The organism is Streptomyces sp. NPDC059994 (assembly GCF_042737755.1).
Taxonomy (GTDB): domain Bacteria; phylum Actinomycetota; class Actinomycetes; order Streptomycetales; family Streptomycetaceae; genus Streptomyces.
Genome location: NZ_JBHWUR010000074.1, coordinates 1 through 24,633, shown reverse-complemented (window position 1 = coordinate 24,633; position 24,633 = coordinate 1). Strand labels below are relative to the sequence as shown.

Below are 24,633 nucleotides of genomic sequence, written 5' to 3'. Positions count from 1 at the left end.
ACGCGACTCCTACGAGTCAGGCGATTCAGGAGACGCCCAGCTCCTTGGCGTTGGCCTTGAGGTCCTCGATGCCACCGCACAGGAAGAACGCCTGCTCGGGGAAGTGGTCGTACTCACCGTCGCAGATCGCGTTGAACGCGGTGATCGACTCTTCGAGCGGCACGTCCGAACCGTCCACGCCGGTGAACTGCTTGGCGACGTGGGTGTTCTGCGACAGGAAGCGCTCGACGCGACGGGCACGGTGGACAACGAGCTTGTCCTCCTCGCCCAGCTCGTCGATACCGAGGATCGCGATGATGTCCTGGAGGTCCTTGTACTTCTGCAGGATCCCCTTGACGCGCATCGCGGTGGCGTAGTGGTCCGCCGCGATGTACCGCGGGTCGAGGATGCGGGACGTCGAGTCCAGCGGGTCCACGGCCGGGTAGATGCCCTTCTCGGAGATCGGACGGGAGAGAACCGTCGTCGCGTCGAGGTGGGCGAAGGTGGTGGCCGGGGCCGGGTCGGTCAGGTCGTCCGCGGGGACGTAGATCGCCTGCATCGAGGTGATCGAGTGACCACGGGTCGAGGTGATGCGCTCCTGGAGGAGACCCATCTCGTCGGCCAGGTTCGGCTGGTAGCCCACCGCGGAGGGCATACGGCCGAGCAGGGTCGACACCTCGGAACCCGCCTGGGTGTACCGGAAGATGTTGTCGATGAAGAAGAGGACGTCCTGCTTCTGGACGTCACGGAAGTACTCCGCCATCGTCAGACCGGCCAGCGCGACCCGGAGACGGGTGCCCGGGGGCTCGTCCATCTGGCCGAAGACGAGCGCCGTCTTGTCGATGACGCCGGAGTCGCCCATCTCCTCGATGAGGTCGTTGCCCTCACGGGTACGCTCACCGACACCCGCGAACACCGACACACCGTCGTGGTTGTTGGCGACGCGGTAGATCATTTCCTGGATCAGAACGGTCTTGCCGACACCGGCACCACCGAACAGACCGATCTTTCCACCCTTGACGTACGGGGTGAGAAGGTCGATGACCTTGACGCCGGTCTCGAACATCTCGGTCTTCGACTCAAGCTCGTCGAAGCGAGGGGCCTTGCGGTGGATCGGCCAGCGCTCGGTGACCTCGGCGTTCGCCTCGGGGTAGTTCAGCACCTCGCCCAGCGTGTTGAACACCTTGCCCTTGGTGAAGTCACCGACGGGGACGGTGATGCCCTCGCCCGTGTCGGTCACCGCGGCCTGGCGGACCAGACCGTCGGTCGGCTGCATCGAGATGGTACGGACGAGGCCGTCACCCAGGTGCTGCGCGACCTCAAGGGTCAGCGTCTTGAGCTTGCCGTCCTCGGCCGGGTCGGCGACCTGGACCTTCAGCGCGTTGTAGATCTCGGGCATGGCGTCGACGGGGAACTCCACGTCGACGACCGGGCCGATGACCCGGGCGACGCGGCCCGTGGCGGCGGCCGTCTCAACAGTGGTCGTCATTACTTGTCACTCCCCGCGGTCGCGTCAGCCATGGCGCTCGCGCCACCGACGATCTCGCTGATTTCCTGGGTGATTTCGGCCTGGCGGGCCGCGTTGGCAAGCCGGGAGAGGCTCTTGATGAGATCCCCGGCGTTGTCGGTCGCCGACTTCATCGCGCGGCGGCGGGCGGCGTGCTCGGAAGCGGCCGACTGCAGCAGTGCGTTGTAGATGCGGCTCTCGACGTAGCGCGGCAGCAGGGCGTCGAGGACGTCCTCCGCCGACGGCTCGAAGTCGAACAGCGGAAGGATCTCGCCCTTCGCACCGTCCTCTTCCTGAACCTGGTCGAGACTGAGCGGCAGCATCCGGCCGTCCACCGCGTTCTGCGTCATCATCGACACGAATTCCGTGTAGACGATGTGCAGCTCGTCGACGCCGCCCTCGGCCGTGTCCGTCTGGATGGCCTCGATCAGCGGCGCCGCGACGCGCTTGGCGTCGGCGTAGGCCGGGCTGTCGGTGAAGCCGGTCCACGACTTCGCGACCTTGCGCTCGCGGAAGCCGTAGTAGGCGACACCCTTGCGGCCGACGATGTAGGCATCGACGTCCTTGCCCTCAGCGCGCAGCCGCTCGGTGAGCCGCTCCGCCTGCTTGATGGCGTTCGAGGAGTAGCCGCCGGCCAGACCGCGGTCGCTCGTGATGAGCAGGATCGCGGCACGGGTCGGCGCCTCGGCCTCGGTGGTCAGGGCGTGCTTGGTGTTCGAACCGGTCGCCACCGCGGTCACCGCACGGGTGAGCTCGGTCGCGTACGGCATCGACGCCGCCACCTTGCGCTGCGCCTTGACGATGCGCGAGGCGGCGATCATCTCCATCGCCTTGGTGATCTTCTTGGTCGCCGTGACGGCACGGATGCGACGCTTGTAGACCCGGAGCTGCGCTCCCATGAGTCAGGTCCCTTCCGTCGTCACTTGGAGACGTTGACGGCCGGAGCGTCCTCGCCCAGGAGCTTGCCGTCAGACGTCTCGAACTGCTGCTTGAAGGCAGCGATGGCGTCCGCGATCGACGTCAGGGTGTCATCCGACATCTTGGCGCCCTCGGCGATGGAGGTGAGGAGGTCCTTGCGCTCGCGGCGCAGGTGCTCCAGCAGCTCCGACTCGAAGCGACGGATGTCGGCGACCGGAACATCGTCCATCTTGCCGGTGGTGCCGGCCCAGACGGAGACGACCTGCTCCTCGACGGGCATCGGCTGGTACTGGCCCTGCTTCAGCAGCTCGACCAGGCGCTTGCCGCGCTCCAGCGAAGCCTTCGAGGCGGCGTCCAGGTCGGAACCGAAGGCGGCGAACGCCTCCAGCTCACGGTACTGGGCGAGGTCCAGACGCAGACGGCCGGACACCTGGCGCATGGCCTTGTGCTGGGCCGAACCACCAACGCGGGAGACCGAGATACCGACGTTCAGCGCCGGGCGCTGGCCCGCGTTGAACAGGTCGGACTCCAGGAAGCACTGGCCGTCGGTGATGGAGATGACGTTGGTCGGGATGAACGCCGACACGTCGTTCGCCTTGGTCTCGACGATCGGCAGACCGGTCATCGAACCGGCACCCATCTCGTCGGAGAGCTTCGCGCAGCGCTCCAGCAGACGCGAGTGCAAGTAGAAGACGTCACCCGGGTAGGCCTCGCGGCCCGGCGGGCGGCGCAGCAGCAGCGACACGGCGCGGTAGGCGTCGGCCTGCTTCGACAGGTCGTCGAAGATGATCAGGACGTGCTTGCCGGCGTACATCCAGTGCTGGCCGATGGCGGAACCGGTGTACGGCGCCAGGTACTTGAAGCCGGCCGGGTCGGACGCCGGGGCGGCGACGATCGTCGTGTACTCAAGCGCGCCGGCCTCTTCCAGGGCGCCGCGAACGGACGCGATGGTCGAGCCCTTCTGACCGATGGCGACGTAGATGCAGCGGACCTGCTTGTTCACGTCGCCCGAGCGCCAGTTGTCGCGCTGGTTGATGATCGTGTCGACGGCCAGAGCGGTCTTGCCGGTCTGACGGTCACCGATGACCAGCTGACGCTGGCCACGGCCGATCGGCACCATCGCGTCGATGGCCTTGTAGCCGGTCTGCATCGGCTCGTGCACCGACTTACGGACCATGACGCCCGGGGCCTGCAGTTCGAGGGCGCGGCGGCCTTCGGTCGCGATCTCGCCGAGGCCGTCGATCGGGTTGCCGAGCGGGTCGACGACACGGCCGAGGTAGCCCTCGCCGACGCCTACGGAGAGGACTTCACCGGTGCGCCGCACCGGCTGGCCCTCCTCGATACCGCTGAACTCACCGAGGACGACGGCGCCGATCTCGCGCTCGTCGAGGTTGAGGGCGAGACCGAGGGTTCCGTCCTCGAACTTCAGCAGTTCGTTCGCCATGGCGGAGGGCAGACCCTCCACCTTCGCGATGCCGTCGCCGGCAACGCTGACCGTTCCGACCTCCTCGCGCGAGGCCGCGTCCGGCTGGTACGACTGGACGAAGTTCTCCAGTGCGTCCCGGATCTCCTCCGGCCGGATCGTGAGCTCCGCCATCTGGGTTCCCTGCTCTCCTTGTTGGGCCTGAAGCTTCTTAGGGGGTCTGGGGGCGACCCCCAGGAATCTTCTGCAAGTTCTGCACGGCCCAACCGGGCCGCTGTGATGCCTTGTGTAATTGGTGACGCTGCCGAGGCAGGTCAGCCGGCCAGTCGCCGGCTCGCCTCGTCGAGACGCTGCGCGATCGTGCCGTCGACGACCTCGTCGCCCACCCGCACCGAGATCCCGCCGAGGACCGTCGGGTCCACGTCCAGGTTCAGGTGCATCTGGCGGCCGTAGACCTTCGCCAGAGCGGCGCCGAGGCGCTGCTTCTGCACGTCGGTCAGCGGCACCGCCGAGGTGACCACGGCGACCATGCGGTCCCGGCGCTCCGCGGCGAGCTTGGAGAGGGAGTCGAGTCCCGCTTCCAGGCTACGTCCACGCGGCTTGGTCACCAGACGCGTGACGAGACGCTCGGTGGCCGCGTTCGCCTTGCCGCCGAGCAGGCTGCGCAGCAGCTCGCCCTTGGCGGACGCGGTGGCGGCGCGGTTGGTCAGCGCGGAGCGCAGGTCGGTGCTGGAGGAGACGATCCGGCCGAACCGGAACAGCTCGTCCTCCACGTCGTCCAGCGCGCCGGCCTTCTGCGCCGCGGTGAGGTCGGCGGTGTTCGCCAGCTCCTCCAGCGCGTCCACCAGGTCGCGCGACTGCGACCAGCGGGAGCGGACCATGCCGCTCACCAGGTCGGCACTCTCGCCGCCGACCTGGCCGCCGAGGAGGCGCCCGGCCAGCTCGGCCTTGGCCTCGGCGGGCTGCGACGGGTCGGTGAGGACCCGGCGCAGCGACACCTCGCGGTCGAGCAGCGCGGTGACGGCCGCCAGCTCCCCGGCGAGCTTCGCCGCGTCGACGGACGTGTTGTCCATCAGCGCGTCAAGACGCTCGCGCGCGGCAGCCAGTGCCTCGCGGCTCGCTCCGTTCATCGCGTGGCCTCGGCCTTCGAAGCGTCCTCAAGACCTTCGAGGAAGCGGTCGATGGTGCGGCTCTGCCGGGCGTGGTCCTCAAGGGACTCGCCGACGAGCTTGCCGGCCAGGTCGGTGGCGAGCTTGCCCACGTCCTGGCGGAGCGCGTGCGCCGCGGCCTTGCGGTCGGCCTCGATCTGGGCGTGGCCGGCAGCGATGATCTCCTCACGCTGCCGCTGGCCTTCCGCCCTCATCTCCTGGATGAGCACGGTGCCCTGCTCGGTCGCCTCCTGGCGCAGGCGGGCAGCCTCGTGGCGGGCCTCGGCGAGCTGGGCCTTGTACTGCTCCAGCACGCTCTGAGCCTCGGTCTGCGCGGCCTCGGCCTTCTCGATACCGCCCTCGATGGCCTCGCGACGCTCGTCCAGAACCTTGTTGATGTTCGGGAGGAGCTTCTTGGCGAGGAAACCGAAGACGATGACGAAGGCGATCAGGCCGATGACGAGCTCAGGCCACGGCGGAACGAGGGGGTTTTCCTTGCCCTCGGCGGCCAGCTGAACCATGGTGAGGTTCACATCAGTGCCTTTCGTCGGATCGGTCTAGTCGTCGTCGTTCGTCTTAGTAGACGAACGGCATGACGAGGCCGATGAGGGCCAGCGCCTCACAGAACGCGAAACCGAGGATCTGGTTGGCGCGGATCAGGCCGGCGGCCTCGGGCTGACGAGCCATGGCCTGGGTGCCGTTACCGAAGATGATGCCGACGCCGACGCCGGGGCCGATCGCGGCGAGGCCGTAACCGACAGAGCTGAGGGAGCCGGTGACTTCGGAGGCAGCGAGGATCTGGGACATGCCAGTTCTTCCTTCTCTTTCACGGACCGGTGGGGGTTGGCCACCGGACGACTTGGGGTTTTGAGGGGGCGGGCGGTCAGTGGTGCTCGGCGACGGCGCCCTGGATGAAGCTGCAGGCCAGAAGCACGAACACGTACGCCTGGACGGCCTGGATGAAGAGCTCGAAGCCGGTCATCACGATGACCATCACGAACGAGACGCCCGAGTACGCGATGCCGATGCCGTTGAGCATGTACCAGCTGGCGATCGTGAAGAGCAGCAGCAGGGTGTGACCGGCGAACATGTTCGCGAAGAGTCGCACCGCGTGCGTGAAGGGGCGCACGATCACGTTCGAGAAGAACTCGATGACCATGACCATCGGCAGGACGGCGCCGAGGGACTTGTCGTAGCCCGTGAGGTTCTTGAAGCCGCCGACGAGGCCGTGGCGCTTGAAGGTGAGGCTCATCCAGATGATGTAGACGATCCCCGCGAGAACCGCCGGGTACGCGATGATCGACGTCACCGGGAACTGCGCGAGCGGGACGATCGACCAGAGGTTCATCATCCAGACGAAGAAGAAGATCGAGACCATGAGGGGGACCCACTTCTCGCCCTCCTTCTTGCCGATCGTCTCGTAGACGATGCCGCGGCGTACGAAGTCGTAGCCGGCCTCGGCGACCATCTGGAGCTTGCCGGGGACGACCTTCGGCTTACGGAAGGCGGCCCAGAAGAAGCCGACGATGATGAGCGAGCCCAGCAGGGCGAGCAGCATCGGCTTGTTGAAATAAACGCCGTCCGCGTCACCCCAGAGAGGCTTGAACAGGAACGAGTGCAGGCCCGGACCCTCGAAGCCACCGCAGTCCTGGAACAGGTGGCAACTGGTGTCGAAAGCGAGCTGCGTCGGGTCAGCACTCACCGCGGGCTCCTTCAGCGTGGCGCATAGGTACGGCAACCTCGTTGTGTCGGCGCGGCGCGCAGCCGCGGTTCGGCACTGGACTGGTGTTACGGATGATGGGGCGGCGGTCGGGCATCAAGCCTCGCGATCGAGCAGGCGTCAGCTCAGATGCCCGCGCCCGCAGTGCCGCAGTTGGCAACGGACGATAGCAGGGTCTCGAACTCGCATTTATTCCGCCCCTACCCTTCACGACGAAGACCCGGATTTCTCGGGCTTCTGAGCCTCCGAATCCGGCTCGACGTAAAGGATCTTGGCCTTCATATGCGCACGTGCCTGCATGCCGATCCAGACGAGGGTCAGCGCGACGAGGGTGGCGGCGAATGCCTTGGGGTTGAACAGTGTCGTGTTCTTGAAGACCGCGACGAAGATGAAGAGCAACAGCAACTGAGCCGTGTACAGCATCAGCCCCATGGCCTGGAACAGGTGGGGCAGGTTCTTGGCCGTGCGTTCCAGTACGACGAGCCCGATACCCATGAAGCAGATGACCACGACCGTCGCGATGGCGGCGCCGATGGCCCCCTTGCCGCCCGCGACCCCGGTGCTGACCGCGATGGCGATGACGCCGGCGGCAGCGGTGGGTACGGCGGTCCGAAGGAGGGTGCGGGCGTCGTTGGACGGCATGGCGGCAGCTCCGCTTACTGGGTGGGGGCAGGGTGTCGTCATGGACGAGCGTAGGCCCCGGCCGAGGTGGTCCCCTCGGGCCAATGGGCCGTCGCACTACGGTCCTTCGGCTCTGTTGCCGGGTCTCGTGAACCGTATCACAAACTATTTGATGAGGTCTTTACCAAGATGATGTGCTGCCCGTCACACATGAGAGTGAGCGTGCGCGCATGTGCAGAACGGGCGGCAACTTGTCTGGTATTGGGGCCCAGTGCGGCAATTCGTCAGCGTGACGCGCCGGTCTTCCGCCGGTCGGGGAAGCGCGAACGGGGGCCGATGGCGGTCGCCCCGTTGACGCCGGAGACGCCCGCGCCGACCGGTGTGCGCTCCTCCTCGTCCTCTTCCCACCCCTCGCCGCCCTCCGCGGCCACGGACGCGGCGGCGAGCCGTGTACGGCGCCGGTAGCGCGGCGGGACGAACGCCTCGGCCCAGCGCGGGGCGCGCGGCGTGAAGCGCGGGAGCAGCAGCAGGACAAGACCGACCGCGCTCAGCGCGACGATGACGAAGACGATCCACATGGACGCCGAGTGCACCGAGTACGCCAGCGTCCCGAAGGCGATCAGCGCCGCCCAGAAGTACATGATCAGCACCGCACGGCTGTGCGAGTGGCCGATCTCCAGGAGCCGGTGGTGCAGATGCCCGCGGTCGGCCGCGAACGGCGACTGGCCCTTCCAGGTGCGCCGCACGATCGCGAGCACCAGGTCGGCCATCGGGATCGCGATGATGGTCAGCGGCATCAGCAGCGGGATGAAGACCGGGAGCATCGCGTGGGTCGCCTCGCGCTCACTGCCGCTGAGGCTGAGGTTCATCCGCAGCGCGTCCGGGTCGACCTGCCCGGTGATGGAGATGGCGCCGGCCGCGAGGACAAGCCCGATCAGCATCGAGCCCGAGTCGCCCATGAAGATCCGCGCGGGGTGCATGTTGTGCGGCAGGAAGCCCAGGCACATGCCCATCAGGATGGCGGCGAAGAGGGTGGCCGGGGCCGCGGCCTCGATGCCGTACCCGAACCAGATCCGGTACGCGTACATGAAGAACGCCGCGGCGGCGATGCAGACCATGCCCGCGGCGAGGCCGTCCAGGCCGTCCACGAAGTTCACCGCGTTGATGGTGATCACCACCAGGGCGACCGTGAGCAGCGTGCCCTGCCAGGAGGTGAGCGAGACCGCGCCGACGCCGGGGACGGGCAGCCACAGGATCGTCAGACCCTGCACGACCATCACACCGGCGGCGATCATCTGACCGCCCAGCTTGATCAGGGCGTCGATCTCGAACTTGTCGTCCAGGACGCCGATGATCCAGATCAGGGCGGCGCCGGAGAGCAGCGCGCGCGGTTCGTTGGAGCGCTCGAAGACGCCGTTGAGGCTGTCGAGGTGGTCGGCGACGAGCAGGCCCGCGCACAGCCCGCCGAACATGGCGATGCCGCCGAGCCGCGGCGTCGGTTCCCGGTGCACGTCCCGGGCACGGATCTCCGGCATCGCGCCGGTCGCGATGGCGAACTTCCGCACCGGCCCGGTGAGCAGGTAGGTCACCGCGGCCGTGACGCAGAGCGTCAGCAGGTATTCACGCACGGGCTGCCCCAGAGGTATCGCTGGCCATCTCAGCCCCACACACTAGCTTCGCGCCCACATGGTTGAGGACATGCGGGTACACGAGATGGTTGCAGTCAACCCCATCTAGTGCGGATAGGGCGGAAATCTTCCCGCGAGTTCCCGCACTTCGGCCCGCACTTCGGCACGGACTTCGGCCCGCACTTCGGCCCGGCCCTCGCCGCCCTCGTCCCGGTCCTCGCGGTCCTCGCGCAGCGCCGCGGAGAACAGCACCGCGATCCTCGCCATCTCCGCCTCCCCCATCCCCTGGGTGGTCAGCGCGGCCGTACCGAGCCGGATGCCGCGCGCTTCGTCGTACGGGAGGGCACAGGTGTCCAGGACCATCCCGGCGCCCGCCAGAAGGCCCCTGGCGGCCCGTCCGTCGGCTCCCAGGGGGGCCGGGTCGGCCAGGATGATGTGGGTGTCGGTGCCGCCGGTGACCACGGCGAACCCCTCGGCGGCCAGCCCGGCCGCGAGCACGCGCGCGTTGGCGACCACCTGATGGGCGTACCCGGTGAACCCCGGCGTCGCCGCCTCCCCGAACGCGACCGCCTTGGCGGCGATGGTGTGCATCTGGGCGCCGCCCTGGGTGAACGGGAAGACCGCCCGGTCGATCCGGTCCGCCAGCTCCGCGCCGCACAGCAGCAGACCGCCGCGGGGGCCGCGCAGCACCTTGTGGGTGGTCGCGCAGACCACGTCGGCGTACGGGACGGGGCTGGGCGCCGCTCCCCCGGCCACCAGGCCCATGGGGTGCGCCGCGTCCGCGATGAGGTACGCGCCCACCGAGTCCGCGATCTCGCGGAACGCCTCGTAGTCGGGGTGGCGCGGGTAGCAGATCGAGCCGCAGACGATCGCCTTGGGGCGGCGGCGCTCGGCCAGGGCCGCGACCTCTTCGTAGTCGATGAGTCCGGTCTCCGGGTCGACGCCGTAACCGGCGAAGTCGAACCACCGGCCGGAGAAGTTGGCGGGCGAGCCGTGGGTGAGGTGTCCCCCGTACGGGAGCCCCATGGCGAGCACGGTGTCCCCCGGCCGCAGCAGCGCCGCGTAGGCCGCCAGGACGGCCGAGGAGCCGGAGTGCGGCTGTACGTTGGCGTGCTCGGCCCCGAAGAGCGCCTTGGCCCGGTCGATGGCGATCCGCTCGGCCACGTCGACGATCTCGCAGCCGCCGTGGTGGCGGGCGCCGGGGTAGCCCTCGGCGTACTTGTTGCTGAGCGGGGAGCCCAGGGCCGCGAGCACGGCGGGCGAGGTGAAGTTCTCGGCGGCGATGAGCTGGAGCGAGGTGGCCTGCCGCCGCGTCTCGCCGATCAGCACGTCGGCGATCTCGGGATCCTGCCGCCGCAGGGCGTCGAAAGCCCCCTCGGGGGCGGTGGCGCGGGCAGCGGACACGGCTGCGGTGGTGACCGTCATCGGGGTCTCCGGGCCTGACAGGGGGGTGGGGTGAGGCGTCAGATCCAATGTAGGCCGACGTGTGCGCGTACGCCCGGCGGAATCACGTCACCCCTTTTGACGCGCCTTTCGCGATGCCCGGCTCCTGGGGGACTCACGCCCACGCGGCGGAGCCGCTCATGTCACGGCGAGCCGCTGCGCCGGACTCCGTCCGACGGTCTTGGCCGGGCGCCCTTCAATGCGGCGCGGGCACACCCGTAAGGGCCGTCACGACCGGTTCGAGGGCCACGTTGATCTCGTCGCCGATCGAGCGGAAGAACGTGATCGGGGCCCCGTACGGGTCGTTCACCTCGTCCGCCTCCGCGTTCGGGGCCAGCAGCCAGCCGCGCAGGGACGCGGCCGCGCGGACCAGGGCGCGGGCGCGCTCGACCATGCCGTCCTGGAGCGGGTCGGGGAGCGTCGCCGGGTCTATGGCGCGCACCAGCCGGGTGAACTCCTTCAGCGTGAAGGTGCGCAGGCCCGCCGAGTGGCCCATGGAGATGACCTGGGCGCGGTGGTCGCGGGTGGCCGTGAGGACCAGGTCCGCGGTGATGACGTGCTCGTCCAGGAGCTCGCGCCCCGTAAAGCCGGTGGCGTCCGCGCCGAAGTCCGCGAGGACGGCCGCCGCGTTGGCCTCCATCGGGGCGCCCTCATGGCCCCAGGTGCCCGCGCTCTCCACGACCAGGCCGCCCGTGAACGGGTCGCCGAGGCGACCGGTCAGGGCATGCCGGGTCAGCCGCTCGGTGATGGGCGAGCGGCACACGTTGCCGGTGCTGACGTGGAGGATGCGGAAAGTGGTGCCGGTGAGCCCGGTGCCTATGCCACGCCCCGTCTCAGGGGCTGTCAATTCGCCACCTCAAGGTCGGGTACCACCTTGCGCAGCTCGTCGGCGTCGAGCGCGCCCGCGCGCAGCAGCACCGGCACCTTCCCCGTGACGTCGACGATCGACGACGGGACGATGCCCGGGGTGGGGCCGCCGTCCAGGTACACCGAGACGGAGTCGCCCAGCATCTCCTGCGCGGCGTCGCAGTCCTCGGGCGAGGGGTGCCCGGTGAGGTTGGCGGAGGAGACGGCCATCGGGCCGACCTCGGTGAGCAGCTCGATGGCGACCGGGTGCAGCGGCATCCGGATGGCGACCGTGCCCCGGGTGTCGCCCAGGTCCCACTGGAGCGACGGCTGGTGCTTGGCGACCAGCGTCAAGGCGCCCGGCCAGAACGCGTCGACGAGCTCCCACGCCTGCTCGGTGAAGTCCGTGACCAGGCCGTGCAGCGTGTTCGGGGACCCGATGAGCACAGGGGTGGGCATGTTGCGGCCGCGGCCCTTGGCATCGAGCAGGGAAACGACGGCCTCGGAGCTGAACGCGTCGGCGCCGATGCCGTAGACGGTGTCCGTCGGGAGGACGACGAGCTCGCCGCGGCGCACTGCGGAGGCGGCCTCGCGCAGACCGGTCGTGCGGTCGGTCGCGTCGTTGCAGTCGTATCGCCGAGCCATTTAACGGGCCTCCTCGTACACGTACGCGGTCTTGGAGCGGTTGGGGGGCGGGACGGTCACGGCAGGGCCTTGCGAGCCGTGGCGAAGCGCGGACGGTTGTTCAGGTCGGGGTGGTCGGCGGCGTCCGCCCAGCCGGCCTCCTCGTTGAAGATCCACGGCACCTGGCCGCCCTGGGTGTCGGCGTGCTCGATCACGACGAGGCCGCCGGGCCGCAGCAGCCGGTGGGCGGTGCGCTCGATGCCCCGGATCGTGTCGAGGCCGTCCTCGCCGGAGAAGAGGGCGAGTTCGGGATCGTGGTCCCGGGCCTCGGGGGCGACGTACTCCCACTCGGTGAGCGGGATGTACGGCGGGTTGGAGATGACCAGGTCGACCTGGCCGTCCAGCTCGGGCAGCGCGGTCAGGGCGTCGCCCTGGTGCAGCACGACGCGGGAGCCCTCGACGTTCTTACGGGTCCAGTCGATCGCGTCCTCGGACAGCTCCACGGCGTGCACCCGCGAGCGGGGCACCTCCTGGGCCATGGCGAGCGCGATCGCGCCGGAGCCGGTGCACAGGTCGACGATGAGCGGCTCGACCACGTCCATGGCGCGCACCGCGTCTATGGCCCAGCCGACGACCGACTCGGTCTCGGGGCGGGGCACGAAGACGCCGGGGCCGACCTGGAGCTCCAGATAGCGGAAGAACGCCCGCCCGGTGATGTGCTGGAGCGGCTCGCGCGCCTCACGACGGGCGATCGCCTCCCAGTACCGGGCGTCGAAGTCGGCGTCCTTGACCAGATGCAGCTCTCCCCGCTTGACGCCGTGGATGTGCGCGGCGAGCTCTTCCGCGTCGAAGCGCGGCGAGGGCACGCCGGCGTCGGCCAGCCGCTGGGTGGCCTGGGCCACCTCCGCGAGCAGCACACTGCGGGGGCCTGGGGTTCGCCCCCCAGAATGTTGCGGCACGCTGGTCCTCCGGGCTGCAATGGGCCTCCCCCGCCCGGTCCTGCGGCGGGGGAAGTACCGGGTGTCTTACGGGTGTCAGCTCGCCGCGGCGAGCTTGGCGGCGGAGTCGGCGTCGACGCACGCCTGGATCATGGCGTCCAGGTCGCCGTCGAGTACCTGGTCCAAGTTGTACGCCTTGAAGCCGACCCGGTGGTCCGAGATGCGGTTCTCCGGGTAGTTGTACGTGCGGATCTTCTCGGAGCGGTCCACGGTACGCACCTGGCTGCGCCGGGCGTCGGCGGCCTCGGCCTCGGCCTTCTCCTGGGCGGCGGCGAGCAGCCGGGAGCGCAGGATGCGCATGGCCTGCTCCTTGTTCTGGAGCTGGCTCTTCTCGTTCTGGCAGGAGGCGACGACGCCGGTCGGCAGGTGCGTGATGCGTACGGCGGAGTCGGTCGTGTTGACGGACTGGCCGCCGGGGCCCGACGAGCGGTACACGTCGATGCGCAGCTCGTTCATGTTGATCTCGACATCGACCTCCTCGGCCTCGGGCGTGACGAGCACGCCGGCGGCGGAGGTGTGGATGCGGCCCTGCGACTCGGTGGCGGGCACGCGCTGCACGCGGTGCACGCCGCCCTCGTACTTCAGCCGCGCCCAGACGCCCTGGCCGGGCTCGGTGGCGCCGTTGCCACCCTTGGTCTTCACCGCGACCTGGACGTCCTTGTAGCCGCCCAGCTCGGACTCGGTGGCGTCGATGATCTCGGTCTTCCAGCCGACGCGCTCGGCGTAGCGCAGATACATCCGCAGCAGGTCGCCGGCGAACAGGGCCGACTCGTCGCCGCCCGCGCCCGCCTTGATCTCCAGGAGGACGTCCTTGTCGTCGCTGGGGTCGCGCGGGACCAGGAGCAGCCGCAGCTTCTCCGTCAGCTCCTCGCGCTGCTTCTCCAGCTCCTTGACCTCGGCCGCGAAGTCGGGGTCGGCCGCCGCGTACTCCTTGGCCGTCTCGATGTCCTCGCCCGTCTGCTTCCACGAGCGATAGGTCCCGACGATCGGCGTCAGCTCGGCGTACCGCTTGTTGAGCTTGCGCGCGTTCGCCTGGTCGGCGTGGACCGAAGGGTCGGCGAGCTTGCTCTCCAGACCGGCGTGTTCACCGATCAGTTCCTCGACCGCCTCGAACATCGGGGGCTCCTGGGTTTCTTCGTGAGTGGCTGCGGGAGACGGCAAAGCGCCGGTCCTAGCCGCCCCCACAGGGGCGGCCGAAGACCGGCGCAGTGGCTCGCTACTTGGCGGCAGCAGCCTTGCCGAAGCGGGCCTCGAAGCGGGCCACGCGGCCACCGGTGTCGAGGATCTTCTGCTTGCCCGTGTAGAACGGGTGGCACTCGGAGCAGACCTCGGCACGGATGGTGCCCTCGGCGAGGGTGCTACGGGTGGTGAACGACGCGCCACAGGTGCAGCTGACCTGCGTCTCGACGTACTCGGGGTGGATGTCGCGCTTCAAGGTGTCTCCTAGATTCGGGAGGGCGCCGGGTCGTCCGCGCGGGAATGCGCACACGTGAACCGGGGCCGACGTACCAGTCTGCCAGGACTGGGCGTATCTCCCAAAACCGGGGTCGGCCCCGATCTATTCCACGCCCCGTCCCGCTCGGCGAAACCGCAGGTCAGCCGGTTTTCACCACAGAGCCCGCATCACCCTTGTCGCCCGCCGAGTCCTTGGTCGCGGAGGCCGGGACCGGCTGGTCCTTGAGCAGGGCGTCCCAGACCTGCCGGGACTGGGCCTGCTGCGGCAGTACGCGGTTGGGGTCGGCCGGGTCGTACATCACCGGCAGGGTGATCATGTGGACGTCGTCCGCGCCCAGGCCCTTGAGCCCGTTGCCGAAGCCGATCAGCTTGTTGACCGAGTTCAGGTCGGAGTCGGTGGTGATCGCCTTGGTGGCGGCGTCCGCGAGGCCGTAGAGCTTGGTGGGGCTGGTGAAGACGCCCACGCCCTTGACCCGCTCGATCAGCGCCTTGACGAAGGCCTGCTGGAGCTGGATGCGGCCGAGGTCGGAGCCGTCGCCCACGCCGTGCCGGGTGCGCACCAGGCCGAGGGCCTGCTCCCCGTTGAGGGTGTGCCTGCCGGGCGGCAGGTCCAGATGGCTCTTGGTGTCCTTGATCGGCTTCGCGGTGGTGACGGGCACCCCGCCGAGCTCGTCGATGAGCTTCTTGAAGCCGGTGAAGTCGACCTCGATGTAGTGGTCCATACGGATGCCGGACATCTGCTCGACCGTCTTGACCGCACAGGCCGGGCCGCCGACCTCGTACGCGGTGTTGAACATCTGGCGCTTGCCGCCCGGGTCGCTCTTGCCGTCCGTGGTGGTGCAGGAGGGCCGGGTGACCAGGGTGTCGCGCGGCATGGAGACGACGCTGGCCGTCTTGTGGCCCTCGTACACGTGGATGACCATCGCGGTGTCGGAGCGGGCACCGCCGTCGTCCTGGCCGTACTCCTTGTTGGCGCCGGCCCGCGAGTCGGAGCCGAGGACGAGGATGTCCATGGATCCGTTGTCGACGTCCTGCGGGCGGTCGGTGCCGAGCTGGGCGTTGATGTCGACGCCCTTGATGTTGCCGTTCAGCTTGAAGTAGACGTACCCGAGGCCGGCCCCGCCGACCAGGACCACGCCCGCCGCGGACCAGGCCGCGATCGTCAGCACTCGGCGGCGCGGGGCCGGGCGCCTGCGGCGCCTGCCACGGCCACCGCCGGATATTCGGTCGCTGCCGTTCTCGCTCTGCTCGGCCATGTTCTCCCCAGTCCTCGCTGCCGCTCCAGGTACCCCCCGCCGTGTCTGTCAGGCACGGTTTGTCGACACTTGTCAGACGGAGAAGCACCAAGAAGGGTTGCACAGGGTTCTAAGAACGCCTTAAGAGCGCCCTGGGCGTGTGGTGAAGCTCTCGGCGCCCTCGGATGCCCCTGTACGTACGAGAACGCCCCCGGCACCGAGGTGACGGGGGCGTTCTCAGAGGTCGCGGCGGTGACGTCAGTCGTTGTTGCCGTTGCCCGGGGTCGTCTTCTGGATCTGGAGCAGGAACTCGGCGTTCGACTTCGTCTGCTTCATCTTGTCCAGGAGCAGCTCGATGGCCTGCTGCTGGTCGAGCGCGTGCAGCACCCGGCGCAGCTTCCAGACGACCGCGAGCTCGTCGCTGCCGAGCAGGATCTCTTCCTTACGGGTGCCGGACGCGTCCACGTCCACCGCCGGGAAGATGCGCTTGTCGGCGAGCTTGCGGTCGAGCTTGAGCTCCATGTTGCCGGTGCCCTTGAACTCCTCGAAGATCACCTCGTCCATGCGCGAGCCGGTCTCCACGAGCGCGGTGGCGAGGATGGTCAGCGAGCCGCCGTCCTCGATGTTGCGCGCCGCACCGAAGAAGCGCTTCGGCGGGTAGAGCGCGGTCGAGTCGACACCACCGGACAGGATGCGCCCGGAGGCCGGGGCCGCCAGGTTGTACGCACGGCCCAGACGGGTGATCGAGTCGAGCAGCACGACCACGTCGTGGCCGAGCTCGACGAGGCGCTTGGCGCGCTCGATGGCGAGCTCCGCGACCGTGGTGTGGTCCTCGGCCGGGCGGTCGAAGGTCGAGGAGATGACCTCGCCCTTGACCGACCGCTGCATGTCGGTGACCTCTTCCGGACGCTCGTCGACCAGGACGACCATCAGGTGGCACTCGGGGTTGTTGACCGTGATCGCGTTGGCGACCGCCTGCATGATCATGGTCTTGCCGGTCTTCGGCGGGGCCACGATCAGACCGCGCTGGCCCTTGCCGATCGGCGACACGAGGTCGATGATCCGCGTGGTCAGCACGCCCGGGTCGGTCTCCAGACGGAGCCGGTCCTGCGGGTACAGCGGCGTCAGCTTGCTGAACTCCGGGCGGCCGCGGCCGGAGTCGGCCGCCATGCCGTTCGCGGAGTCCAGACGGACCAGCGCGTTGAACTTCTCGCGGCGCTCGCCGTCCTTGGGCTGGCGGACCGCGCCGGTGACGTGGTCACCCTTGCGCAGACCGTTCTTGCGGACCTGGGCCAGCGAGACGTACACGTCGTTCGGGCCCGGCAGGTAGCCGGAGGTCCGGATGAACGCGTAGTTGTCGAGGATGTCCAGGATGCCCGCGACGGGGATCAGCACGTCGTCGTCGGCGACCTGCGGCTCGGCGGGGCCGAACTCCTCGCGGCCACCGCGACGGCCGCGGCGGTCCCGGTAACGGCCCCGACGGCCGCGGCGGCCCTCGTCGTCGTAACCGTCGTCCTGGGGACCGTTGTTCTGCTGACCCTGACCACCCTGGCCGCCCTGACCCTGGCCCTGGCCGCCCTGGCGCTGCTGGCGCTGGCCGCCCTGGCCCTGCTGGTCGTCGCCCTTGCCGCGGCGCTCGCCCCGCTCGCCGCGGTCACGGTCGCCACGGTCGCGGTCGCCGCGCTGGCGGCCCTGGCGGTCGCCCCGCTCGCCACCGCGCTCGCCGCGGTCCCGGCGGTCGCGCCGGCCCTCGGCGCCGTCGACGGCCTCGGCGGCCTTGGCGTCCGGCTGGGCGTCGGTCTTCTGCTCGGTCCGGACGTCCGCCTTGGCCTCGGCCTTGGCGGTCTGCGGCTCGGCGACGGCGGTCGCGGACTCCGGGGAGCCGGCGGCCGCGGTGGCACGACGGCGACGGCGCTCGCCCGTGGGCTGGTCGTCTCCCCCGGCCTCCCGGCCTCGCTCGGCCTGGGGGGCGCCCCCGGCCGGCTGGCCGGGGATCTCGATCTGCTGCTGGGCGGCAGGCTTCTCGGCGGCCTCGTCACCCGTACGGGCCTTGGAGGTGGCGCGGCGCTTGGGCTTCGTCTCGGTCGCGTCGGCGCCCTTGGCGGGGGCGGCGGAGCCGGAACCGGCCTGCGCCTCCTTGATGACCTCGATCAGCTGGCTCTTGCGCATCCGCGCGGTGCCCCTGATGCCGAGGCCGGACGCGACCTGCTGCAGCTCGGCCAGGACCATGCCGTCGAGGCCGGTGCCGGAGCGGCGGCGCCGTGAGGTGGTGCCAGAGGCAGCACCTGCGGCGGGCGCGGAGTCGTCGACAGAAGTGTCGGCTGTCACGCCCATCAGATCGGTGGTGTCGCTCACGAAGGGTCCTTCCCTGGAGCGGACGTCGGCCTGTCTGGCTCGGCGACCGGTTGTGCTGTCCGAACGCGGCTCGTGACCTGGGGTCACTGACCGTGCCGGGGCGGTGGTCCGCCGCGTGCGGCGGAGAGATAAACGTGCGTGGGGTCCGGCCCGAGTTCCCCTACTCGGCCCCCTGGGAAAAGCGGGGGGTGTCGTGCCGGGTTCCGGAGCGTGCTCGGAAACTGCTCAGGCAGGCTGCGCAGGCAGTTTGGGAGGCTCCCGGAAGAAAGGCGGTCCCTGAAGGGGACACGAAGCACCGCGCCGCGATAACGACCGATGCAGACTTGAGGTTAACACTACCGGATCCAACAAACATTCCCCCTCTCGTTCACCGGCAAGCCGCGCGTCCCGCCCTGGAGGCCCTAGGAGCCCAGTGGCAGGACGCTCGCGCCCGAGGCGTCGAGGCGGAGCCTGTTCGCGGCCCACCCTTCGCCCGCCAGCCGTGCGACCTTGTCGGCCGCACCGTCCTCGACCAGCGCCAGGACCGTGGGCCCCGCGCCGGAGATGACCGCGGGGACGCCGTCCGCGCGCAGCCGGTTGACCAGCGCCACACTCTCGGGCATCGCGGGTGCCCGGTATTCCTGGTGGAGCCGGTCCTCGGTGGCCGGGAGCAGCAGCTCGGGGCGCCTGGTCAACGCCTCCACGAGCAGTGCCGCACGCCCGGCGTTGGCCGCCGCGTCCCCGTGCGGGACGGTGCGCGGCAGCAGCCCCCGCGCGGTCTCCGTCAGCACCGGCTTGCCGGGCACGAAGACCACCGGAACGACGGAATCCGCGGGGTCCATCCTGATGGCCCGCGCCGCTCCCCCCTCCATCCAGGAGAGCGTGAACCCGCCGAGCAGACAGGCCGCGACGTTGTCGGGGTGGCCCTCGATCTCGGTGGCCAGCTCAAGGAGCGCGACATTGTCGAGCCTGGCGTCGCCGCCTATGGTCACCGCGCGCGCCGCGACGATGCCGGCGCAGATGGCGGCCGACGAGGAGCCCAGGCCCCGGCCGTGCGGGATGCGGTTGGCGCAGACGACCTCAAGGCCGCGCGGCTGTCCGCCGAGCAGGTCGAACGCGGTGCGCAGCGACCGTACGAGGAGGTGGCTCTCGTCGCGGGGCAGCGTCTCGGCGCCCTCGCCCGCGATGTCGATGTGCAGGCCGGAGTCGGCGACGCGGACGACCACGTCGTCATACAGCCCCAGTGACAGGCCCAGGGCGTCGAAGCCCGGGCCGAGGTTGGCACTGGTGGCGGGGACGCGCACCCGTACGGCGGCGGCGCGGAATGCGGGACCGGCCATCGCTCTGATGACTCTCCTTGTGAGACTGCTGCGAGATTTTCGAAGAGGTACCCAAGACCCGACGGCCACAGGGGCAACTGCACCGCGGCATATGCGGCGGGGTGGGTTGGGTACAGCCTATCGAAGGAAGGTTCAGTGGCGACATAGGGCGCACAGGAGGCGCACGATGCGTGTCGCGAGCCCCCTGCGCCCCTGCGTGCCGAGTTGCACGACGTTGTACGCGTTCTGCGTACGCGTTCTGCCTACGCCAGACCGAGGCGCTCGGCCGCGACCGCCGCGTCCACCGGCACCGTGACCGGCTGCGGAGCGCCCGCGACGGCCCAGTCCGGGTCCTTGAGGCCGTTGCCGGTGACCGTACACACGATCGTCTGGCCGGGGTCGACCAGGCCCTGCTCGGCGGCCTTGAGCAGACCGGCGACCGAGGCGGCCGACGCGGGCTCCACGAAGACGCCCTCCTGGGCGGCGAGCAGCCGGTAGGCCCGCAGGATCTCACGGTCCGTCACCTCGTCGATGAGACCGCCCGATTCATCGCGCGCGGCCTCCGCGAACTGCCAGGACGCCGGGTTGCCGATGCGAATCGCGGTGGCGATCGTCGACGGGTCCTTGACCACCTCGCCGCGCACGATCGGCGCCGAACCGGAGGCCTGGAAGCCCCACATGCGGGGCGCGCGGGTGGACACCTTGTCCGCCGCGTACTCCCGGTACCCCCGCCAGTACGCCGTGATGTTGCCGGCGTTGCCCACGGGAAGCACATGGATGTCGGGCGCGTCGCCGAGCATGTCCACGATCTCGAACGCGGCGGTCTTCTGGCCCTCGATACGGACCGGGTTGACCGAATTGACCAGCGCCACCGGGTAGTTGTCGGAGAGGCTGCGGGCCAGCGTCAGACAGTCGTCGAAGTTCCCGTCCACCTGGAGGATCTTCGCCCCGTGGACCAGCGCCTGGCCCATCTTGCCGAGCGCGATCTTGCCCTGCGGCACCAGGACGGCGCAGACCATCTGGGCCCGTACCGCGTAGGCGGCCGCGGAGGCGGAGGTGTTGCCGGTGGAGGCGCAGATGACCGCCTTCGCGCCCTCCTCCTTCGCCCGGGTGATCGCCATCGTCATCCCGCGGTCCTTGAAGGATCCGGTCGGGTTGGCGCCCTCGACCTTGAGGTGGACCTCGCAGCCCGTGCGCTCGGAGAGCACCTGCGCGGGCACGAGCGGCGTGCCGCCCTCGCGGAGGGTGACGACCGGGGTCGTAGCGGAGACGGGGAGCCGGTCCCGGTACTCCTCGATGATTCCGCGCCACTGATGGGCCATTGCTCGTTACTCCCCTTCCACACGCATGATGCTGGCGACGCCCCGCACGGTGTCGAGCTCCCGCAGGACGTCCACGGTCCCGGTGAGGGCCGCGTCGGCCGCGCGGTGGGTGACGACGACGAGGGAGGCCTCGCCGTCCTTCCCCTGCTGGCGGACGGTGTCGATGGACACCCCGCGCTCGGCGAAGACCGTGGCCACCTGGGCGAGCACACCCGGTTTGTCGGCCACGTCGAGGCTGATGTGGTAACGCGTCACCACGTCGCCCATGGGGCTCACGGGCAGCTGGGTGTACGCGGACTCACCGGGCCCGGTGGACTCGGCGAGCTTGTTGCGGCAGACCGCGACCAGGTCGCCCAGGACCGCGGAGGCGGTCGGCGCGCCGCCCGCGCCCGGCCCGTAGAACATCAGCTGTCCGGCGGCCTCGGCCTCGACGAACACGGCGTTGTACGCGCCGCGCACGGAGGCCAGCGGGTGGTCGAGCGGGATCATCGCCGGGTGGACGCGGGCGGTGACGGAACCGCCGTCCGCGGCCCGCTCGCAGATGGCGAGCAGCTTGATGGTGCAGCCCATCTCCTTCGCCGATGCGAAGTCGGCGGCGGTGACCTCGGCCATGCCCTCGCGGTAGACGTCGTCGAGCCGGACCCGGGTGTGGAAGGCGATCCCGGCGAGGATGGCGGCCTTGGCGGCGGCGTCGAAGCCCTCGACGTCGGCGGTCGGGTCGGCCTCCGCGTACCCCAGGGCGGTGGCCTCGTCGAGGGCCTCCTGGTATCCGGCGCCCGTCGAGTCCATCTTGTCGAGGATGAAGTTGGTGGTCCCGTTGACGATGCCGAGCACCCGGTTCACCTTGTCACCGGCGAGCGACTCGCGCAGCGGCCGGATGAGCGGAATGGCACCGGCGACGGCGGCCTCGTAGTACAGATCCCGCCCGTGCTCATTGGCGGCGGCGTGCAGCGCGGCGCCGTCCTGGGCGAGCAGCGCCTTGTTGGCGGAGACGACGGAGGCGCCGTGCTCGAAGGCGGTGGTGATCAGCGTACGAGCGGGCTCGATGCCCCCGATGACCTCGATGATGACGTCGATGTCGCCGCGTTTGACGAGGGCGGTGGCGTCGGTGGTGACGAGGGCGGGGTCGATGCCCTCGCGCACCTTCGAGGGCCGGCGCACGGCGACACCGGCGAGCTCGACGGGCGCGCCGATGCGCGCCGCGAGGTCGTCGGCGTGCGTCGTCATGATGCGCGCCACCTCTGAGCCGACCACTCCACAGCCCAGCAGCGCCACCTTCAGCGGACGCGTACGCATCATCCGACCTCGTTTCCATCTACCAGCTTGAATGCGAACCAGTCTCACTCACCGGACGGAGGTTTCCGCCGCTCGTCCGGATCCTGAGACACATATTCCACTATTTATTCATCGATCCATTCGTTTACTCATCATCCGACGTCGAGCCGCAGGAGATCTTCCTCGGTCTCGCGCCGGACGATCACGCGCGCCTCGCCGTCGCGGACCGCGACGACGGGCGGGCGCAGGGCGTGGTTGTAGTTGCTGGCCATGGAGCGGCAGTACGCCCCGGTCGCCGGCACCGCGAGGAGGTCACCGGGCGCCAGGTCGGCGGGCAGGAACGCGTCCCGTACGACGATGTCGCCGCTCTCGCAGTGCTTGCCCACGACCCGTACCAGCATCGGCTCGGCGTCGGAGGTGCGCGAGACGAGCGAGACGGAGTACTCGGCGTCGTACAGGGCGGTCCGAATGTTGTCGGACATACCGCCGTCGACGCTGACGTACGTCCGCAAGCCCTCAAGCGGCTTGATCGTCCCGACTTCGTACAGCGTGAAGGCACTGGGCCCGACGATCGCGCGCCCCGGCTCGACGGAGATGCGCGGCGTACGCAGCCCGGCGGCCTCGCACTCGCGGGTGACGATTTCGTTGAGCGCCTTGGCGATCTCGTGCGGCTCGCGGGGGTCGTCGTCGGAGGTGTACGCGATGCCGAGCCCGCCGCCGAGGTCGATCTCGGGCAGCTCGACACCGTGCTCGTCACGGACGTCGGCGAGCAGCTGCACAACGCGCCGGGCGGAGACTTCGAAACCCGCCATGTCAAAGATCTGAGACCCGATGTGGGAGTGAATGCCGATGAGTTCGAGCCCGTCGAGCTTCAGCGCCCGCCGCACGGCCTCGGCGGCCTGCCCCCCGGCAAGGGCGATGCCGAACTTCTGATCTTCATGAGCGGTGGCGATGAATTCATGGGTGTGCGCCTCGACGCCCACGGTCACCCGGATCTGGACGCGCTGGCGCCTGCCGAGGCCCTGGGCGATGTGCGCGACGCGGACGATCTCCTGGAAGGAGTCGAGGACGATGCGCCCGACGCCGACCTCGACGGCCCGCCGGATTTCCTCCTCGGACTTGTTGTTGCCATGGAAGGCGATGCGCTCGGCGGGCATTCCGGCGGAGAGGGCGGTGGCGAGCTCGGTGCCGGAGCAGACGTCGAGGTTGAGCCCTTCCTCGTGGAGCCACCGCACGATGGCGCGGGAGAGGAAGGCCTTCCCGGCGTAGAACACATCGGCGTCCTTGCCGAAGGCGTCGGCCCAGGCGCGGCAGCGGGCGCGGAAGTCGGCCTCGTCGAGGAAGTACGCGGGGGTCCCGAACTCCTCGGCGAGGGAGGCGACATCGAGCCCGGCGACGGTGGCGACTCCGTCGTCGTCGCGCCCGACGGTCTGCGACCAGACCTTCGGATCAAGGGAGTTGAGGTCGGCGGGCGGCGCCGAGTAGTGCCCTTCGGGGAAGACGTCGGCGTGACGGGGCCCGGCGGGGTGTGCGGAACGGCTCATGCTGTCACTCTCACAACTCTTACGACTCTCACGAGTTCACAGGAATTCAGGGGCGTCGATACCGAACAGGGACAGGCCACCGGCCAGCACCGCCCCGGCGGCTTCGGCGAGCGCGAGCCGGGCACGGTGGGCGGCCAAGGGTTTCTCGTCCCCGAGCGGCAGCACGGTGTGCTGGAAGTCGAGAACGGCGTCGGCGATCCCTTCGAGCTGCCGGGCGACCCGGTCGGGGGCGGCCAGGCGTGCGGCGCGGAGGAGGACGTCGGGGTGGTCGGCGAGGAGACGGTGGAGGGGGGCGGCCCGGTCCGGGGTACCGGTTTGGCCCGGGGCGCCGGTTTCACCTGGGGTGCCGGTTGCGTCCGGGGCGCTGGTTTCGCCCGGGGTACCGGTTTCGCCCGGGGCGCCGGTGAAGCCGAGGGCGTGGGCGTTGCGGGTGAGGGCGCGGGTGCGGCTGTACGCGTACCGGACGCGGAAGTACGGATTGCTGTCGCGCTGGGCGAGGAGCTCGGCGGCCGGGGCGGGCCGGTCGGGGGCGGCGGCGCGGAGGTAGGCCCAGCGGGCGGCGTCGGGGCCGACGCGGCCTGCTTCGGGATCGGGGAGGACGTGGAGCCGTTCACTCCCGTACGGGGTGATCTCGGCGGTGGCGCCCTGCGAGCGCAGCAGCTCGACGACCACGGAGGTGACGGCGAGGGCGCGGGGCTCGTCGACGGGGGCGAATGAGGTGTGCTGCCCGGCGAGGGAGTCGCCGTACCCGTAGCGCGGGCCGAGCGCGAGCACCCGGCGTACGAGCTCGTCGTGAGCGGATTCGGCGGCCAGGGTGAAATTGAGGAACCCCGGCCCGGTGATGTCGACGCGCGCGACCCCGGGGGCGCCGGTGAGCCGCCCGCGCAGGGCCTCGGCCACGGCGCGGGGCGCGAGCCCGGAGGCGGCGGCGAGCTTCAGCGCGACGGCACTGGCGTAGTCCCCTCCCCCGCCCGGCCGGGGCCGCTCGACCTTGACGTCATCGGGCACGGCCACCCCGAGCACACCCTCGTCGACGGCGCTGCGCACGGCACGCACGACGGTACGGGAGAGCTCTGCGGGGGTCACGGGACAAGCGTATGGGAGAGGGGGGTGGGGGCGGGTAATCGGTTTCGGGATGTGGGCGGGGGGCCCTCCCGGGGGGGGCGGGTGGATGGGGGGTGCGGCGCCGCCCGGGGGGTGGGGTCCGTCGGGCCGGGGCGGGGGCCCCTGCCAGGGGGCGGGGGATGCGGGGTGGGGCGGGGCCGTGGGCGTGTCGGGCGCGCGGCGGGCGGGG

At 70.0% G+C, this 24,633-nt stretch carries 22 protein-coding genes; all 22 read right to left on the bottom strand.

What is annotated here, in order from left to right:
* Positions 1-25: 25 nt before the first annotated feature.
* The 22 genes from atpD to nrtL all read right to left on the bottom strand — a co-directional run bounded on the left by atpD (position 26) and on the right by nrtL (position 24,425).
* Positions 26-1,468 (bottom strand): F0F1 ATP synthase subunit beta, encoded by a 1,443-nt coding sequence (gene atpD / locus ACFWA7_RS28615; RefSeq protein ID WP_385540541.1) that lies wholly within the window; start codon positions 1,466-1,468, stop codon positions 26-28.
* Entirely contained in the window at positions 1,468-2,385 is a 918-nt protein-coding gene (locus ACFWA7_RS28610; protein ID WP_385825892.1) for a F0F1 ATP synthase subunit gamma, read from the bottom strand. Before ACFWA7_RS28610 ends, atpD begins: the two co-directional genes overlap by 1 nt.
* Positions 2,386-2,405: 20 nt before the next feature.
* On the bottom strand, positions 2,406-4,001 hold the full coding sequence (atpA, locus tag ACFWA7_RS28605) for a F0F1 ATP synthase subunit alpha (protein WP_385540538.1): 1,596 nt from the start codon (positions 3,999-4,001) through the stop codon (positions 2,406-2,408).
* Positions 4,002-4,141: 140 nt separating this feature from the next.
* On the bottom strand, positions 4,142-4,957 hold the full coding sequence (locus ACFWA7_RS28600; RefSeq protein ID WP_385540536.1) for a F0F1 ATP synthase subunit delta: 816 nt from the start codon (positions 4,955-4,957) through the stop codon (positions 4,142-4,144).
* On the bottom strand, positions 4,954-5,496 hold the full coding sequence (locus ACFWA7_RS28595; RefSeq protein ID WP_361389566.1) for a F0F1 ATP synthase subunit B: 543 nt from the start codon (positions 5,494-5,496) through the stop codon (positions 4,954-4,956). Before ACFWA7_RS28595 ends, ACFWA7_RS28600 begins: the two co-directional genes overlap by 4 nt.
* Before the next feature lie 55 nt (positions 5,497-5,551).
* Positions 5,552-5,782, bottom strand: a complete 231-nt coding sequence (gene atpE, locus ACFWA7_RS28590) for an ATP synthase F0 subunit C (RefSeq protein ID WP_385540534.1) — start codon at positions 5,780-5,782, stop codon at positions 5,552-5,554.
* A 76-nt stretch (positions 5,783-5,858) separates the two neighbouring features.
* Positions 5,859-6,677, bottom strand: coding sequence for a F0F1 ATP synthase subunit A (gene atpB, locus ACFWA7_RS28585; protein WP_385540532.1), 819 nt, complete (start codon positions 6,675-6,677; stop codon positions 5,859-5,861).
* 225 nt (positions 6,678-6,902) lie between these two features.
* Positions 6,903-7,337, bottom strand: coding sequence for a hypothetical protein (locus ACFWA7_RS28580; protein ID WP_385540530.1), 435 nt, complete (start codon positions 7,335-7,337; stop codon positions 6,903-6,905).
* A gap of 263 nt (positions 7,338-7,600) precedes the next feature.
* The gene (locus ACFWA7_RS28575; RefSeq protein ID WP_385540562.1) at positions 7,601-8,956 is read right to left on the bottom strand and encodes an MraY family glycosyltransferase; all 1,356 of its coding nucleotides are present in this window, start codon (positions 8,954-8,956) and stop codon (positions 7,601-7,603) included.
* A 93-nt stretch (positions 8,957-9,049) separates the two neighbouring features.
* A complete protein-coding gene (gene glyA / locus ACFWA7_RS28570) occupies positions 9,050-10,369 on the bottom strand; it encodes a serine hydroxymethyltransferase (RefSeq protein ID WP_385825890.1) in 1,320 nt (439 codons plus the stop codon).
* A gap of 214 nt (positions 10,370-10,583) precedes the next feature.
* The gene (locus tag ACFWA7_RS28565; protein ID WP_385825888.1) at positions 10,584-11,234 is read right to left on the bottom strand and encodes a protein-tyrosine-phosphatase; all 651 of its coding nucleotides are present in this window, start codon (positions 11,232-11,234) and stop codon (positions 10,584-10,586) included.
* Positions 11,231-11,878, bottom strand: a complete 648-nt coding sequence (locus ACFWA7_RS28560) for an L-threonylcarbamoyladenylate synthase (RefSeq protein WP_385825886.1) — start codon at positions 11,876-11,878, stop codon at positions 11,231-11,233. The genes ACFWA7_RS28565 and ACFWA7_RS28560 overlap by 4 nt, the downstream gene beginning before the upstream one ends.
* A 56-nt stretch (positions 11,879-11,934) precedes the next feature.
* Positions 11,935-12,816, bottom strand: coding sequence for a peptide chain release factor N(5)-glutamine methyltransferase (gene prmC / locus ACFWA7_RS28555; RefSeq protein WP_385540525.1), 882 nt, complete (start codon positions 12,814-12,816; stop codon positions 11,935-11,937).
* 75 nt (positions 12,817-12,891) lie between these two features.
* On the bottom strand, positions 12,892-13,971 hold the full coding sequence (gene prfA, locus ACFWA7_RS28550) for a peptide chain release factor 1 (protein ID WP_385540523.1): 1,080 nt from the start codon (positions 13,969-13,971) through the stop codon (positions 12,892-12,894).
* Positions 13,972-14,071: 100 nt separating this feature from the next.
* Positions 14,072-14,290: a 50S ribosomal protein L31 gene (gene rpmE, locus ACFWA7_RS28545; RefSeq protein ID WP_067163931.1), complete on the bottom strand. Its 219-nt coding sequence runs from the start codon at positions 14,288-14,290 to the stop codon at positions 14,072-14,074.
* Between the two features lie 160 nt (positions 14,291-14,450).
* Positions 14,451-15,566 carry an LCP family protein gene (locus ACFWA7_RS28540; RefSeq protein ID WP_385540521.1) on the bottom strand — a complete coding sequence of 372 codons (1,116 nt, stop codon included), beginning with the start codon at positions 15,564-15,566 and terminating at the stop codon, positions 14,451-14,453.
* Between the two features lie 237 nt (positions 15,567-15,803).
* Positions 15,804-17,900, bottom strand: a complete 2,097-nt coding sequence (gene rho, locus ACFWA7_RS28535; RefSeq protein WP_385825884.1) for a transcription termination factor Rho — start codon at positions 17,898-17,900, stop codon at positions 15,804-15,806.
* A gap of 401 nt (positions 17,901-18,301) precedes the next feature.
* Entirely contained in the window at positions 18,302-19,219 is a 918-nt protein-coding gene (gene thrB, locus ACFWA7_RS28530) for a homoserine kinase (RefSeq protein WP_385825882.1), read from the bottom strand.
* Positions 19,220-19,461: 242 nt separating this feature from the next.
* Entirely contained in the window at positions 19,462-20,520 is a 1,059-nt protein-coding gene (gene thrC, locus ACFWA7_RS28525) for a threonine synthase (RefSeq protein ID WP_385540515.1), read from the bottom strand.
* Between the two features lie 6 nt (positions 20,521-20,526).
* Positions 20,527-21,816 carry a homoserine dehydrogenase gene (locus tag ACFWA7_RS28520; RefSeq protein WP_385540560.1) on the bottom strand — a complete coding sequence of 430 codons (1,290 nt, stop codon included), beginning with the start codon at positions 21,814-21,816 and terminating at the stop codon, positions 20,527-20,529.
* A 131-nt stretch (positions 21,817-21,947) separates the two neighbouring features.
* Complete coding sequence (gene lysA / locus ACFWA7_RS28515) at positions 21,948-23,339, bottom strand: diaminopimelate decarboxylase (RefSeq protein WP_385540514.1); 1,392 nt, start codon at positions 23,337-23,339, stop codon at positions 21,948-21,950.
* 36 nt (positions 23,340-23,375) lie between these two features.
* Positions 23,376-24,425, bottom strand: coding sequence for an ArgS-related anticodon-binding protein NrtL (gene nrtL / locus ACFWA7_RS28510; RefSeq protein WP_385825880.1), 1,050 nt, complete (start codon positions 24,423-24,425; stop codon positions 23,376-23,378).
* Positions 24,426-24,633 lie beyond the last annotated feature (208 nt).